This window comes from Vibrio sp. B1ASS3, assembly GCF_905175355.1.
Classification (GTDB): Bacteria; Pseudomonadota; Gammaproteobacteria; order Enterobacterales; family Vibrionaceae; genus Vibrio; species Vibrio owensii.
Window position 1 is genome coordinate 95778 of sequence record NZ_HG992743.1, and the last position, 14110, is coordinate 109887.

The 14110-nt window shown below is 47.3% G+C and carries 14 protein-coding genes and 1 pseudogene; 3 read left to right on the forward strand and 12 right to left on the reverse strand.

What is annotated here, in order from left to right:
* Nucleotides 1–10 precede the first annotated feature (10 nt).
* From KJB05_RS18840 to KJB05_RS18850, 3 genes are read right to left on the reverse strand one after another with little or no spacing between them, the layout of a single operon-like run.
* Nucleotides 11–475, reverse strand: coding sequence for a GNAT family N-acetyltransferase (locus KJB05_RS18840; RefSeq protein WP_208446074.1), 465 nt, complete (start codon nt 473–475; stop codon nt 11–13).
* 9 nt (nt 476–484) lie between these two features.
* Nucleotides 485–1216, reverse strand: a complete 732-nt coding sequence (locus KJB05_RS18845) for an SDR family oxidoreductase (RefSeq protein ID WP_208446073.1) — start codon at nt 1214–1216, stop codon at nt 485–487.
* A 29-nt stretch (nt 1217–1245) separates the two neighbouring features.
* On the reverse strand, nt 1246–1797 hold the full coding sequence (locus KJB05_RS18850; protein ID WP_208446072.1) for a GNAT family N-acetyltransferase: 552 nt from the start codon (nt 1795–1797) through the stop codon (nt 1246–1248).
* 231 nt (nt 1798–2028) lie between these two features.
* On the opposite strand from KJB05_RS18850, the gene KJB05_RS18855 reads away from it, so the two are divergent.
* Together KJB05_RS18855 and KJB05_RS18860 are read left to right on the forward strand one after the other, a co-directional pair.
* On the forward strand, nt 2029–3123 hold the full coding sequence (locus tag KJB05_RS18855; RefSeq protein ID WP_009706835.1) for a NapC/NirT family cytochrome c: 1095 nt from the start codon (nt 2029–2031) through the stop codon (nt 3121–3123).
* A 23-nt stretch (nt 3124–3146) separates the two neighbouring features.
* Nucleotides 3147–5595, forward strand: a pseudogene (locus tag KJB05_RS18860) (molybdopterin guanine dinucleotide-containing S/N-oxide reductase).
* Between the two features lie 181 nt (nt 5596–5776).
* Here the strand turns inward: KJB05_RS18860 and KJB05_RS18865 are convergent.
* Nucleotides 5777–6940: a HAMP domain-containing sensor histidine kinase gene (locus KJB05_RS18865; protein WP_244142968.1), complete on the reverse strand. Its 1164-nt coding sequence runs from the start codon at nt 6938–6940 to the stop codon at nt 5777–5779.
* A 321-nt stretch (nt 6941–7261) separates the two neighbouring features.
* On the opposite strand from KJB05_RS18865, the gene KJB05_RS18870 reads away from it, so the two are divergent.
* Nucleotides 7262–7495, forward strand: a complete 234-nt coding sequence (locus KJB05_RS18870) for a hypothetical protein (RefSeq protein WP_155397103.1) — start codon at nt 7262–7264, stop codon at nt 7493–7495.
* An 86-nt stretch (nt 7496–7581) separates the two neighbouring features.
* Here the strand turns inward: KJB05_RS18870 and KJB05_RS18875 are convergent, their stop codons facing one another.
* The 8 genes from KJB05_RS18875 to thiD all read right to left on the reverse strand — a co-directional run bounded on the left by KJB05_RS18875 (nt 7582) and on the right by thiD (nt 14108).
* Nucleotides 7582–8307 (reverse strand): phosphatase PAP2 family protein, encoded by a 726-nt coding sequence (locus tag KJB05_RS18875; RefSeq protein WP_208446070.1) that lies wholly within the window; start codon nt 8305–8307, stop codon nt 7582–7584.
* Between the two features lie 188 nt (nt 8308–8495).
* On the reverse strand, nt 8496–9110 hold the full coding sequence (gene thiE / locus KJB05_RS18880) for a thiamine phosphate synthase (protein ID WP_208446069.1): 615 nt from the start codon (nt 9108–9110) through the stop codon (nt 8496–8498).
* Nucleotides 9111–9172: 62 nt separating this feature from the next.
* Nucleotides 9173–9964 (reverse strand): hydroxyethylthiazole kinase, encoded by a 792-nt coding sequence (gene thiM, locus KJB05_RS18885; RefSeq protein ID WP_208446068.1) that lies wholly within the window; start codon nt 9962–9964, stop codon nt 9173–9175.
* 12 nt (nt 9965–9976) lie between these two features.
* Nucleotides 9977–10645 carry a thiaminase II gene (gene tenA, locus KJB05_RS18890; protein ID WP_053053386.1) on the reverse strand — a complete coding sequence of 223 codons (669 nt, stop codon included), beginning with the start codon at nt 10643–10645 and terminating at the stop codon, nt 9977–9979.
* A 54-nt stretch (nt 10646–10699) separates the two neighbouring features.
* Nucleotides 10700–11650: an ABC transporter substrate-binding protein gene (locus KJB05_RS18895; protein ID WP_208446067.1), complete on the reverse strand. Its 951-nt coding sequence runs from the start codon at nt 11648–11650 to the stop codon at nt 10700–10702.
* A gap of 47 nt (nt 11651–11697) precedes the next feature.
* Nucleotides 11698–12498, reverse strand: a complete 801-nt coding sequence (locus KJB05_RS18900; protein ID WP_009706843.1) for an ABC transporter permease — start codon at nt 12496–12498, stop codon at nt 11698–11700.
* The gene (locus KJB05_RS18905) at nt 12491–13246 is read right to left on the reverse strand and encodes an ABC transporter ATP-binding protein (RefSeq protein ID WP_208446066.1); all 756 of its coding nucleotides are present in this window, start codon (nt 13244–13246) and stop codon (nt 12491–12493) included. The genes KJB05_RS18900 and KJB05_RS18905 overlap by 8 nt, the downstream gene beginning before the upstream one ends.
* Nucleotides 13236–14108, reverse strand: a complete 873-nt coding sequence (gene thiD, locus KJB05_RS18910; protein WP_208446065.1) for a bifunctional hydroxymethylpyrimidine kinase/phosphomethylpyrimidine kinase — start codon at nt 14106–14108, stop codon at nt 13236–13238. The genes KJB05_RS18905 and thiD overlap by 11 nt, the downstream gene beginning before the upstream one ends.
* Nucleotides 14109–14110: the final 2 nt, after the last annotated feature.

Genomic DNA, 14110 nt, shown 5'->3' on the forward strand with positions numbered 1-14110 from the left:
GCCGTGATCGTTACAAACATTTCATCATAAGACGGGAGTTGGGAACAAAGCCCAGTTTGTCGTAAAACTGCTGCGCATTGTGGTTAAACTCCATGACTTCCAAGCGGACTTGAGTTGCACCTGACTCGCGTGCCCACTGCTCAACGGCCGTCATTAAGGCTCGGCCAACGCCTTTTGACTTCTGATTTTCATCGACGACGATGGTGCCAATGCGGCAAATCAGGTCTTTGATTAAAAAGCTGATAGTTTCATTTTGGGTAATGGTCGCAGTGATAAAGCCAAGTGCTTGTTGACCTTCTTCGGCTATGAGCACCAATCGAGCATCATCGGCCAGCGCATCTGCGAGAAAGGTTCTGTCTTCTTCAGAAGGTGGTACAAAAGTGTGTGGCGCATGACGAAAGTGAAGTTCGCTAATTTGCGTGTTTAATACAAAGAGCGCATTGAGATCGTCGGGTGTCGCTGATCTGATTTTCATTACTGTTCCTTAATTTCCGCCAGCTAGATCGATAAACGAACCTGTGACATAAGAAGCTTCATCACTGAGTAACCACGCGATGGCATTGGCCACTTCATCTACCGTGCCTCCTCGCTTGAGAGGGATTTTTTCACTGAGCCTGTCGACTCGATTCGGCTCGCCGCCATCGGCATGGATGTTGGTATAAATGCAGCCGGGACGAACCCCGTTTACGCGGATGTTTTGCTCCGCCAACTCTAACGATAATCCCTTGGTGAGCGAGTCCATTGCACCTTTAGAAGCGGCGTAATCAACGTACTCAAACGGCGCACCAGAGCGGGATGCAGCAGAGGAGACATTAACAATCGCATTGCCAGATTCAAATCGTTTTGCTGCTTCTCGGCAACAAAGAAAACAGCTCGTCACATTAGCGTTCATGACAGCTTGGAATCGCTCAAGGCTCATGTCCGCAAGACGAGACTGGGTGAATAAGATGCCCACGTTGTTGACGAGGTGAGTGACTTTTCCGAGTGCTTGTTCGGCTTGTTCAAACAATGAGAGTACCTGCTGCTCATCGGAAACATCCGCTTTGATGGCGATGGCTTTACCGCCAGCCTCCTCAATCTCACGAACAACTTGCGCGGCAGCCTCGGCTTGCGCGCGATAGTTAACGCATACGGCATAGCCTTGTTTGGCGAGTAATTTGGCGGTTGCGGCTCCGATGCCTCGGCTTGCGCCTGTGATGATGACTACTTTATGCAAAACACGTCCTTATTTATTTGTCGTGAATATTATTTTTGTAATGAATAGAGCTTATCTGCGTACTTTTTCCCGCCTATTTCATAGGCTTCGGGGATGGTCTCGGTGAGTTGGAAACCACATTTTTCCAGCACTCGCTCAGAGCCAATATTGCCCTCTGTGACCGTGGAGGAAAACTGAGAAATTTTGTGCTGCTCAAATGCCCACTCAATCACACCGGTAAGGGATTCCGTACCAAACTGTTGGCCATAAAATTCTGGCAGCAATAAATACCCGACTTCTGCAATACCATCTTGCAACACAAAGCCAGTGATGCCGATTGGTCGTGCGCTTTGTTTTTCATAAATCACCAAACATAACCAATGCTCGCTTTGGGGTGTCCATGCTGGTAGTCGTGAGTCGAACTTTTGGCGCATTTCGTCTTCGGTCGGCGAGTCAAAACAAAGCGCGATGATTTGTGGTTCGCTACTCAAGCGGCGATACAGACCCCAATCACTTTTCGTTAGCGGTTTAAGCTCAGTTCTTGGGGTGGAAATGGGTAGAGATAACACGTTTGAATCGCCTCCATGTGATCGAGTTTTCATATCTCACACAAACATATCAAAAGTGCTTTGATAAACAACATCTATCGTTATGACGAATAGGTTCGGTCAAGAAAGATTTTTCAGAAAAATGGAATATGCCAAGGAGTCTCTCAATAACGAAAAATAAGTCACCACCTAGGGTGTACGTATGACTCAGATCAATTACCAGATACTACTAAAGAGGTAAATATGCGACAAAGCATGTGAATTTGTGAGTATTTATTTCTAATTATGTCAATTAAAAAACGTTATATCGCCGCAATGGTGGCAGTGGGTATTGGTGTGGGCTGGCTAACTCTAGGTGGCACCGCAGCAGTGATGCATTACACATCCGACACTGAGTTCTGTCTCTCTTGTCACTCTATGGAAATCCCTTACAAAGAGTACCAAGGCTCAGTGCACTTCAGTAATGCCAAAGGTATTCGCGCAGAATGTTCGGACTGTCACATTCCGAAAGAGCCAATGGATTACTTGGTCACTAAGATCCGCGCTTCAAAAGACATCTACCATGAGTTTGTAACAGGTAAGATCGACACGCCAGAGAAGTACGAAGCACACCGTACTGAACTTGCTGAGATGGTTTGGGAGCAGTTCCGTGAAAACGATTCGGCAACCTGTCGTTCTTGTCACGACTTCGATGCAATGGAAGAGTTCGAGCAATCACGTGATGCGGCGAAGATGCACGCATACGGCAAAGCGAATGACCAAACGTGTATCGACTGTCACAAAGGTGTAGCGCACTTCGCTCCAGAAGCGGAACTTGATAGCAAGGCGTTTGAAACACTGATGAGCTTCACTACCAAAACAGCAGCCGACGCGAAAGTGGTTTACCCAGTGACGTCTATCAGCATGGGTGACTTTGGTACGGTGAATCCAACAACCAAACTGAACGTTGTAAAAGCGGAAGGTGACAACCGCACTGTGAAGATCAATGCATTCCAAATGAAAGGCGCTGAGCAAGTGCTTTACATGGGTGAAGGTCAACGCGCGATTGTTGCAACACTATCTGAACAAGGCCAACAAGCAGTTGAAGCTGGCGAGTTCAAAGCAGACGTATACGGCAACGAGTGGCGTCCTGTTTCTCTAACGGCAACGATCGATTCTCCAGTGGTTGATACGCTAGAGCCGGTTTGGTCATACGCAGAAGAGTTGGACAACGTTTACTGTGCAACTTGTCACGCGAAAATTCCTTCAAATCACTTTACTGTGAACGCATGGGGTCCTGTAGCGAAGAGTATGGGTGATCGCACTGATATTTCAGCAGAAAACCTAGAAATTTTGACTAAGTTCTTCCAGCACCACGCGAAAGATGTGGTTGGTCACTAATAGAGAAATAGAAGGATAAGATTATGACTAATTTAACTCGTCGCGGATTTCTAAAAGGCACTGGTCTAACTGCTGGTGCTCTGGCTTTCACTTCATTGACGCCAATGAGCGCACTAGCGTCTGATAAGCGTGGTTCAGGTGTACTTACAGCGGGTCGCATGGGCCCAATGCTGTGTGAAGTAAAAGACGGTAAGCTGGTTTCAACCACAAACGCATTGCCACAAACGGTACCAAACAGTCTTCAAACTACGGGCCCTGACCAAGTTCATACTAAAGCTCGTGTTAAGTACCCAATGGTACGTAAAGGCTACTTGGCAAACCCATCAGCGCCAGAAGGCGTGCGTGGTAGCGATGAATTCGTTCGCGTGTCTTGGGATGAAGTTTACAAACTGATTCACGAACAACACATGCGCATTCGTAAAGAGCACGGTGCTGAATCTGTCTTTGCTGGTTCTTACGGCTGGCGTTCAAGTGGTGTGTTGCACAAAGCACAAACGCTTCTACAACGTTACATGAGCATGGCGGGCGGTTACTCAGGTCACCTTGGTGATTACTCTACGGGTGCTGCGCAGGTGATCATGCCGCACGTGGTAGGTTCTATTGAAGTTTACGAACAGCAAACGACCTACCCAGTGGTTCTTGAGCATAGTGACGTTGTGGTGCTTTGGGGTCTTAACCCAATTAATACACTGAAAATCGCTTGGAGCTCAACAGATTGTGCGGGCCTTGAGTTCTTCCATCAGCTGAAGAAGTCAGGTAAGACGGTTATCGCTATCGATCCAATGCGTTCAGAAACCATCGAGTTCTTCGGTGACAACGCACAGTGGATTGCTCCGCATCCAATGACGGACGTGGCGATGATGATGGGTATCGCGCATACGCTTGTGAAACAAGGTAAGCACGATAAAGAATTCCTAGCGAAATACACCACAGGTTACGACGTATTCGAAGCTTACCTAATGGGTAAAGAAGACGGCGTTGAGAAATCAGCAGAATGGGCATCTAAGATTTGTGGCGTGCCAGTTAAGCAACTTGAGCTGCTTGCAGACATCTTCAGCAAAAACCGCACAATGCTAATGGCGGGCTGGGGTATGCAGCGTCAGCAATACGGTGAGCAACGTCACTGGATGCTGGTAACGCTAGCAACTATGCTGGGCCAAGTTGGTCTACCGGGTGGTGGTTTTGGTTTCTCTTACCACTACTCAAACGGCGGTAACCCTTCACGTGATGCGGGTGTACTTCCTGCTATTTCTGCGTCTCTAGGCGGCGGTTCTTCTGCAGGTAACGACTGGGCGGTTTCTGGTTCTGTTAACGCGTTCCCAGTGGCACGTATTGTTGAAGCACTAGAAAACCCAGGTATGAGCTACCACCACAATGGTCATGAGTTAACGTTCCCTGAGATCAAGATGATTTGGTGGGCAGGCGGTGCGAACTTTACTCACCACCAAGACACTAACCGTCTGATCAAAGCGTGGCAAAAACCAGAGCTTATCGTTATCTCTGAACCATACTGGACAGCGGCAGCGAAGCACGCGGATATTGTTCTACCTATCACCACATCGTTCGAGCGTAACGATATGACCATGACAGGTGACTACAGTAACCAACACCTAGTGCCGATGAAGCAAGTGGTTGAGCCTCAAGGTGAAGCTCGTAACGACTTTGATGTATTCGCGGACATGGCAGAGTTGCTTGCTCCGGGTGGTCGTGATGTTTACACCGAAGGCAAGACTGAAATGGAATGGTTGTACGGTTTCTACAAAGCCGCTCAGCAAGGCGGTCGTGGCCAACGCATCGCAATGCCAAACTTCAGCAAGTTCTGGGAAGATAACCAGTTGATCGAAATGAAAGTGGAACGAGAAGAACGCGCAGTTCGTTCGTTACGCTGAATTCCGTGAAAACCCAATTATGAGCCCACTAGGTACGCCAAGTGGTAAGTTCGAGATCTTCTCTAAGACGATTGAAGGTTACCAGCTAGAAGACTGTCCTCCACACCCAACATGGATGGAGCCAACAGAGTACACGGGTAACGCAACCGATGGTGAACTTCAGCTAATGACAGCGCACGCGGCGCATCGTCTACACAGCCAGTTCAACTACGCGAAGATTCGTGAAGAGTACGCGATTGCTGACCGTGAGCCGATTTCTATCCACCCAGAAGACGCAAAAGCGCGTGGCATTAAGACCGGCGATCTTGTTCGTGCCTTCAACGGCCGTGGTCAAGTTCTGGTTGGTGCATTGGTGACTGATGGCATCAAGCAAGGCTCAGTATGTATCCACGAAGGTGGTTGGCCAGATCTAGACCCGAAAACAGGCATCTGTAAAAACGGTGGCTGTAACGTTCTTACGCTCGATATTCCAACCTCTCGCCTTGCGAACGGTTGTGCGGCGAACTCTGCATTGGTTCGTATCGAGAAGTACGAAGGTCCAGTGCTAGAGCTAACAGCATTCACACCGCCTAAGAACGGTTAATGTGAACGCTAATTAGCAAATTCATCATTTGATGTTTAAAACAAGAAGCCAGCGACACGCTGGCTTCTTTGTATTTGCTTCTCAACTTTCAACAGAGTCTTATTAAGACAGAATCAAACAATAAGCCATCCAATTCCAGATAGTAAATTGAGTTGTAGCTTGGGTAATTAAAATAAAACCATTAATTGAAGATGACTTGAGCAATAAATTGTTTGTCTTCAGTACGGTGAGTAAATTGCCAATTCATCCGTTCACAAATTCGCTCAATAATGATCAATCCATATCCGTACCCCGAACTATTTTCATTATCGGCTTCAAATTGATTTCTGACTTGTAAGCGGTGGTTATTCAGATCAATGAAGACATCACCAGAGCTATAACTGAATGCATTTTTAACTAGGTTGTTGATTACGATTGATATGAAGCTCTTAGGCACAAGCAAATGTATATTGCCTTGCTGCTCAAAGTGGTGCTGAGCACCTTCTTTAATAAACAGAGTTCCAACTTCTTCGAGTTGCTTTTCTATACATTTTGCCAAATCGACCTGCTCAAAATGACGTGAGTTTATCTCTTCCTTTCCCAGTAACAGGAACACTTCGGTCAATACTCTCATGTCTTCACAAGCTCGCTGCGTACGCTGAATTGACTTGAGGGCAACGCGCGGTAGATCCGATACGCGATTCAAGATATCGGCTGATCCTTTGATTACCATGATTGGCGTTCGGAGCTCATGAGAAGCGAAGCGATTGAACTCTTGTTCGCGCTGAAAGTTATGCGCAATGTGCTTCTTACCATCAACAAGGGCTTGCTCAATATAACGCGTTTCACTAAAGCGAGTTTCAACTTCAAAATCTTCGTACTGGGGTGGCATGCGGTCTATTTTGTTGACGATCACGTTGAGTGGGCGGGAGAGAATACGAACAATGTGAATGCCATACAGAAACATCACTATACAAAGGATGGCAACGGAATAAAGCGTAAAGTGATGCAAAGCGCTCTCGTACTCATCCCTGAATTCATCAGAATCGCCTTTGAATACAATGTACATCAGCCCTTTTCCTGAAGGGTGATGGAACACACCGAAGCTCTTTTCATCGGAGCGCACTTCTTGGCCATAAAACCCCAATTGAGTGTGAATCGCGAGCCATTCAGGTACATGTGTTAACGACCAGTAGAAATCAAATACCAAAGAGTTTGGTGGAGGTGCGAGGTGCTGAAACTGTTGGTAGTTGTGCAAATACAGCTCTGCTTCTTTTTCCAACCAATGATTTAAGCTCAGAGATTCAAACTTACTTTCGGCGATGTAAATAATCGTCCAGAAAAACAGGGCAATAATGAATGCCATCCTAGTAAAACTCCAACGTATTTTGGCGTAAATACTGGGGGCTTCTTTATGAACCGGTTTGATTATTGCCCTAATATCCATAAATTTATCCTTGTCGAAAAATAGAAAGAGTATGCGGAAATAATTCGTTCATCCTCATAGGGATATCACACCCATTGAATGTGCGTTATTTATTTTCTTCACGAATGCTTCACGCGTTCTCAAATAACATGGCTCTATGAACAAAATATGAAAATGACTTTCCAGATCCAAAGCGGAGGGAAGGGAAGTGTCTTCAGTGATTGGATTTTTAATGGATTACTTTTATCGAAGGGAATGCGTATGAAAGTAGCGATAACTTATGTGAGCTGCCAGGTGTGTCGAACACAGTTTATGGCGTATAAACACGGCGCTTTTGAAATGAACTTGTTGTATCAGGTTCATTGCAGTAACTCAGAATGCCAACACCAGTGGCAGTTTACGGTCTTGTCTGCGTTGATCGCGAATCAAGTTCCAAGTGGTGCTGTGCAAGCACAAGAGTACTGCTCATTAGCCTCTGATTTGGATGTCGCTTAGATAAGAAAACGCCCGACGCATAGTGTCTTATGGTCGGGCGTTTTTGTATTTCTCGAGCTGAATATGCTTGAGTAGAGTATGTCTCGTTATGACTTAGCGAGAGTCACAAAAGGCATTTTCTTGGTGACTTGAAATGCCGGCAGCAAAGTAAACACGATGGCGACAAATACCACTGAACCAATCAGATCCTCAATTCTGTGCATGCCGAGCCACAAACGGCTGTACGCCACGCCCATTGCCCACACCCATAAGGTAGCAGCAGAGAAATAGCATTTGTTCTGCAAAAATAACCCACCAAAGAAGGCTAAACAGATAGAAACGAAAATCGTATGCCCCGATGGGAAGGAATAGTCTTTTTCACCTTGCCAGTGACGAGTTCTCCATTCGCTGACTTTTTCGGAGATTTCACCAATCACACTCGCTTGTTGTTCAGTCTCCAACTGATAAAACGCTTCTGGGTGTTCAATTAATTGCTCTGCGGCAAGCAGTTCGGTGTAGGGACGCGGGCTTTCTGTCAACAGCTTTAAGCCTGTTTTGCTGGCAAAACCAATCACCAGTAACAATCCCAGCATGGACAGTTTTTGCATCCAATCAGACTGGCTCGGTTTGTAGCGGTAAAGCGACAATACCAACAGCGTTAGAGTGATCAAAAAGCCTTTACTGCCCGCAGAATCGGTTAGCAGAGTAAAGAGAATGCCAGTGCCGTCAGAAACGTGAGAAGTAAGGTCGTGATACGAGGCAAACAGCGAAAGTGGGATGATGCCAAGAATGAACAAGGCGAGCATCATCAAACCGTATTTTTTAGTTTTCATGAAAAGTCATACAGCAGTCGAAAATAGGCGGCTATCTTACGACAATCGATGTGAAAAACTTATCAACGCTCTGTCAATTCGAGCGTGAAAGTGGCATCGCAAGTCTTCGTTGTGAAAGGAGGGACTGTTGAAAGTTTTGAGAGGTGAACGCGCTCATCCATAAGCGCTTTGTTCTGGAGTGAGCAAGGTTAGCTCATCAGCCCTAACAGATATTCCGATGCCGCTTTGGGATCTTCCGAGTGGCAAATTGCTGAAACCAAAGCCAAGCCGTGAACACCAGTGGCGCTAAGCTGCGGAATGTTACTTTCGTTAATGCCGCCAATGGCAACAATCGGCAGTGAAGTCGTGTCTAACGCCATTTTCAAACCATCAATACCCCAATGTTTTTTGGTGTTGGTTTTGGTTGGCGTCGCGAAGATTGCGCTCAAACCGATGTAATCAATCGGAAGAGAATCCGCTTCTGCAAGCTGCTCTTCATTTTCGATGGATAAGCCGAGGATTTTGTTTGGTCCAATCAACTCACGAGCGATATTTGCTGGCATGTCTGATTGCCCGAGGTGAACCCCATCAGCATCGACAGCCAGTGCGACATCAACGCGGTCATTGATGACTAAAGGCACATCGGTATCTTTAAGGATGTCTTTGACGGCTTGAGCACGTTCGATAAACGCACGCACATCACCGTGTTTTTCGCGAACTTGTACCATGGTCACGCCACCTTCCACGGCTTTTCTCACAACACGCTTTAGTGTGGCTAAATCTTGTTGGTCATCGGTGACCAAATATAAACGATAGGCGTTCATTTTGTTTCCTTTGGGCCTCTCATCTACAGGGAATGAGAGGCTGGTATTTGTTAGAGAAAAGCTTAGCTCATTTGCAGTTTTAGGCGTTTTGCCAGTGTCTCTTCATCCAACAGGTAAAGCTCATCCAACAGGTTCATTTGCAGGCTACCTGGGCCGCGAGCTTGTTCCGCTGCAATCTCGCCAACAACGCCTAGTACCGCCGCTGCAGCAAGTCCGGTGTTATCACCAACAGCAGCAAAAGCGCCTGTTAGAGCCGTTAGTGTACAACCCATTCCGGTTACGTATGGCATCATCTCGTGACCATTGTTCAGTCGCACGGTTTGTTCCTTCGTGACGATGTAATCAGTCTCGCCAGAAATCACTACGCTCGCGCCGTACTCTGAGACTAAGAAGTTCGCTGCGCCAAGTGCTGCGTCGCTGCTGTCTAACGCATCGACGCCTTTGCTTTGTGCTTGCTCGCCAGCGAGTGCAATGATTTCTGAAGCGTTACCTCGGATGATGAGTTTGTCTGCAAGGCGTGCGATTTCACGTGATGTCTCGGTACGTAGTGAGCTTGCTCCGCAACCGACAGGATCGAGCACAACGATTTTACCATTGGCATTGGCTTGCTCTACGGCATAGCTCATACGCGGTGTCCAAACGCTGTCTAGGGTTCCAATGTTGATAACCAATGCGCCAGCGAACGACATCATCTCTGCCATTTCCTGCTTGGAGTGCGCCATGATTGGAGAAGCGCCGATAGCCAATAGCGCGTTTGCCGTGTTGTTCATCACCACGTAGTTAGTGATGTTGACGACTAATGGCTTTTGCTGGCGTACTGCGGTTAATGCTTGGGTGATTTGTTCAATTAACATGAGACTCTCCGATTAATCTTGCTGAGCATTCAGACCTTGTTGCCAGAATGCTACTTCCATACGCGTTGCAGTTTTGAATACCTGAATCAGGTTTTGACCACGCTGGCTATTGATATCGATTTCCGCCAATAACTGGTTAAAGTGTTCTGCACCTTTTGCGACACCAGATTGGAATTCCTCACCACCGTAGAGGTTGATCCAACTTGCGTATGGATTGCCTTCGATTACCGTGTTCTCACTTTCAATCAGCATCTTACCGATTACGGCATAACCGATAGAGCATGGCGCTAGTGCCGCGTATAGATCAACAAGATCACCAGTCATGCCAGCATCCAACACGTAACGGGTATAAGCTACCGTACCGAAATCTTCTGGCTCGTTTTCTAAGTCGGATTCTGTCAGTCCCCATTGCTCACAGTAAGTCACGTGGTGGGCGATTTCAGAATCTAGCAATGCATGTACGCTTGGTAGGGCACGGCGCATGTCATCCAAAGTACGTGCTTTGTAGATCGCTAATGCGTAAGCTCGTGCGTACTGCTTTAGGAAAAGAAAATCCTGCTTTAGGTAGTGCAGAAAACAAGGCTGAGCCAGAGTGCCTTGCGCCAATTGCTGCACGAAAGCATGCTCAGTGTATTCTTGCCAATCTTGGTGGCAAGCGTCGATCAAATCTTGGTATTTCATTATGGGTATCTCGTTATCAGAAGACTCTAGGCTTAGAGCCTAAGGTCAGTAGCATTAGTCAAAGCTCGGCACGTAATCTTTTGCTTTTGGCAGTGTTTCGATGATGTTTTGTGAATACATGAATTCGGCATAATCATCGTAGCGTTTCAGATCTACTGCAGATGGACGAAGAGCGAAACGAGTTAGTGTGTCGTTCCAAGCGCGTTGGTTAAGCTCGTTGTTGAGTGTGTCTGGTGAATAAGCCACAAACTCTTTCCACGACTCTTTTGGATGGTTAACGATGTAAGTGGTCGCTTGCTCTAGTGCTCTGTTGAATGCCTTGATGGCTTCTTTGTCGTAGGTTTTTGCATTGGCTACGAAGACTAACTCGTCATACGCTGGTACTCCGTGTTCTTCAGGGAAGAAGGCTTTAGCTTTATAACCTTCTAGTGCCAGTTGGTTGGTTTCGAAGTTACGTAGACCGCCCCAAATCGCATCCACTTTGCCAGATGCAAGAGACGAAGACAGCGCCCAACCTACGTTGATGATTTGTACGTCAGAAAACTTCACGTTCTCTTGCGCAAGCATGGTGCCGATTGTCGCTTCTTCGTTGCCTGCGATCGCAATACCGATCTTCTTGCCTTTTAAGTCGCCAAGGTTTTCATTCTTACCGTTGTCCAACACCATCAGCGTGTTGAGTGGCGTAGCAATCAAAGTCGCAGAGCGGATTAGTGGCAAACCAGCCGCGACATCGATAGTTAGGCTCGGTTGGTATGAAATCGCCATGTCGACTTTACCCGCCGCGACCAACTTAGGTGGTGTACTTGGATCTGCAGGCTCTTGAATGTTGACCTTCAAACCTTGTTCTTTGAAGTAACCGCGCTCTTTGGCAATCACGATAGGACCATGGTTTGGATTGACGAACCAATCCAACATCAGTGTCATCTCTTTTTCAGCGGCAAGGACGTTGGTTGATACCACTGAAGCGAGTAGAGCAGCAGCGCTCATAAGTTTGTTTTTATTCACGGGGTTCTTCCTTTTCTTTCCCAATTTCCTTTGGTTATTTTCGGCAATTACTTGCTTTCCCAAGGGATGGCTTTTTTCAATAATTTATCGGTGATGAAGTAGAGTGAGATAGACAGCACGGCGAGGATAAACAGCGCCGCAAACATCTCATCAATGATCATGCGAGCGTTAGCTTGGAGCATCAGATAACCCAAGCCTTCACTTGAACCTACCCACTCACCGACCACTGCTCCAATTGGCGCGATAACGACGGCAACACGAATACCTGAAGCTAAAGTTGGTAGTGCGGCTGGCAATTGAATATGACGAAGTAACTGCCATTTAGACGCGCCCATGGTCTTGGCAAGGTCGAGGTAACCTGTTGGTGTATTGCGTAAGCCGTCGTAGCAACATGTCGTGACGGGGAAAAAGATGATGATCGCCGCCATGACTACTTTCGATGCAATGCCGTAACCCAGCCAAAGCATGAGCACTGGCGCGATGGCGAACACAGGGATCGCTTGACTAGCAATCAGAATGGGCAGTAACCAACGCTTCAGTGGTTCGAACATCAGCATTTGCAATGCGAACAGCAAACCCATCGATAATCCAAGCGCCAAGCCAAGTAAAATCTCTTGCGCGGTAACCCAAGTATGTTTGAGCAGGACATCGTAACGAGTGACCAATCTATCCAGCACTTCAATTGGTGAAGGTAAGATGAAGCTTGGCATGTCGAATACCACAACAACCAACTGCCACAATCCCAAGATCACCGCTGTGCTAATGACCAAGCGCAGAGCCGGATGGGTCACGCGTTCTTTTTTACTAATGCGTGCCGAAACGGAGTTGTACTGAGTCATATCACTCATAGTCTTTCTCCAATTGATCCAAAATCGCTTGTTGTAGCGCCGCGCACTCTCCATCGAGAACTCGTGGCGGCTTGGAGTCTGGAACGACCAAGTGCTGAGCTTGCGCAGGCGTGCCTTGCAACACATAGAGTTGGTGAGCTAATCGTACCGCTTCTTGTGGGTCGTGGGTAATCAGAACAACCGTCTTATCTTTCAGTAATTCGGCAGATAAGGTTTGCAACTTATGACGAGTAACCGCGTCCAGTGCAGAGAAAGGCTCATCCATCAGAACTAGAGGCTTGTCTTGCATCAGAGTGCGAGCAAGGGCAACGCGCTGTCTCATGCCCCCAGAGAGCTGAGCAGGCTTAGCATCCGCGTAATCGGCAAGTCCCACTTGGGTGAGTAAAGTCAGTGCTCGTTGTTTATTTTGCTCTGGTGCTTGGTCTTGAGAAAATCGAGAACTGAGGAAGACGTTGTCTAACACATTTAGCCATGGTAGCAACAAGTCTTGTTGTGCCATGTAGGCAATACGTTCGTGCAAGGCAATGCCATCCGTGGTGGTTAATTCACCATGCCATTCGACTTTGTCGTCTAACAACCCGGCTAGATAACGAAGGATTGTCGTTTTTCCGCAACCACTGCGACCAAGTAACACAGTCCATTGATTGGCAGGGATGGTCATACTCAACCCTGCTAATGTTGGTGTTTGGCTGTCTTTGTATTGCAGACTTGCCTCGTTAAGCTGAATGCCGAGTGCATTAGCGCACATGCGTGTGACCCGCAAAAAAGTGGTTCACAGGGCCGTGACCTTTACCGACATCCAATTCGTCTGCGTGCGCGATAGCTTGGCTAATGTACTGCTTACCAAGGTGCACCGCTTTGTGCAGGTTGTTGCCTTGGCCAAGGTAAGAAGCGATAGCTGAAGACAGCGTGCAGCCTGTGCCATGGGTGTTTTTGGTTGGAAAGCGTTTAGCGCTGATTAACTCGGCGTTGTCTTGCATGATCAGCAGATCGTTGCTGTTTTCGTCTTTTTCTAAGTGGCCGCCTTTTAACAGCACCGCTTTTGCACCTAGCGCGCGTAAATCAGCAATCATATCGTTCATTTCAGATTCTGATTGAGGTACTGACTTACCCGTCAATGCTGCGCCTTCGGGTAGGTTAGGGGTAATGATGTCTGCAAGCGGAATCAATTCTTCTTTTAAAGTGCTGATTGCCGACTGTTCCAGTAATAGATCGCCGCTGGTGGCCACCATTACAGGGTCAATCACGAGGTGTTTTGGCTGGTATTGTTTAATTTTGTTGGCAACAACTTTGATGATGTTGGAATCTGCCAGCATGCCTACTTTGACTGCAACGATGTTGAGGTCGGTAAATACCGCATCGAGTTGGCTCTCTACATGGTCGAGAGGAATGGGGAAAATCGCAGAAACGCCTTGGGTATTTTGCGAAGTAATCGCCGTGATTACCGAGCAAGCAAAACTGCCGGTTGCGGACATCGCTTTGATGTCGGCTTGAATGCCTGCGCCGCCGCCACTATCAGAACCTGCAATCGTCAACACAATCGGTGTGTCTGTTGAAGTTGCTGCTTGTGGCTGTGTTGATGGTTTTTCTTGGCTTGACTGCTGCGCCATGG

Bases quoted from the DNA above. Each gene is read 5' to 3' on its own strand.
- KJB05_RS18870 (WP_155397103.1), top strand. From the start codon at position 7,262: ATGAAAGTAGCGATAACTTATGTGAGCTGCCAGGTGTGTCGAACACAG.
- tenA (WP_053053386.1), bottom strand. From the start codon at position 10,645: ATGAAATACCAAGATTTGATCGACGCTTGCCACCAAGATTGGCAAGAA.
- thiD (WP_208446065.1), bottom strand. From the start codon at position 14,108: ATGGCGCAGCAGTCAAGCCAAGAAAAACCATCAACACAGCCACAAGCA.
- thiE (WP_208446069.1), bottom strand. From the start codon at position 9,110: ATGAACGCCTATCGTTTATATTTGGTCACCGATGACCAACAAGATTTA.
- KJB05_RS18905 (WP_208446066.1), bottom strand. From the start codon at position 13,246: ATGTGCGCTAATGCACTCGGCATTCAGCTTAACGAGGCAAGTCTGCAA.
- thiM (WP_208446068.1), bottom strand. From the start codon at position 9,964: ATGTTAATTGAACAAATCACCCAAGCATTAACCGCAGTACGCCAGCAA.
- KJB05_RS18840 (WP_208446074.1), bottom strand. From the start codon at position 475: ATGAAAATCAGATCAGCGACACCCGACGATCTCAATGCGCTCTTTGTA.
- KJB05_RS18855 (WP_009706835.1), top strand. From the start codon at position 2,029: ATGTCAATTAAAAAACGTTATATCGCCGCAATGGTGGCAGTGGGTATT.
- KJB05_RS18875 (WP_208446070.1), bottom strand. From the start codon at position 8,307: ATGAAAACTAAAAAATACGGTTTGATGATGCTCGCCTTGTTCATTCTT.
- KJB05_RS18850 (WP_208446072.1), bottom strand. From the start codon at position 1,797: ATGAAAACTCGATCACATGGAGGCGATTCAAACGTGTTATCTCTACCC.
- KJB05_RS18865 (WP_244142968.1), bottom strand. From the start codon at position 6,940: ATGGCATTCATTATTGCCCTGTTTTTCTGGACGATTATTTACATCGCC.
- KJB05_RS18900 (WP_009706843.1), bottom strand. From the start codon at position 12,498: ATGAGTGATATGACTCAGTACAACTCCGTTTCGGCACGCATTAGTAAA.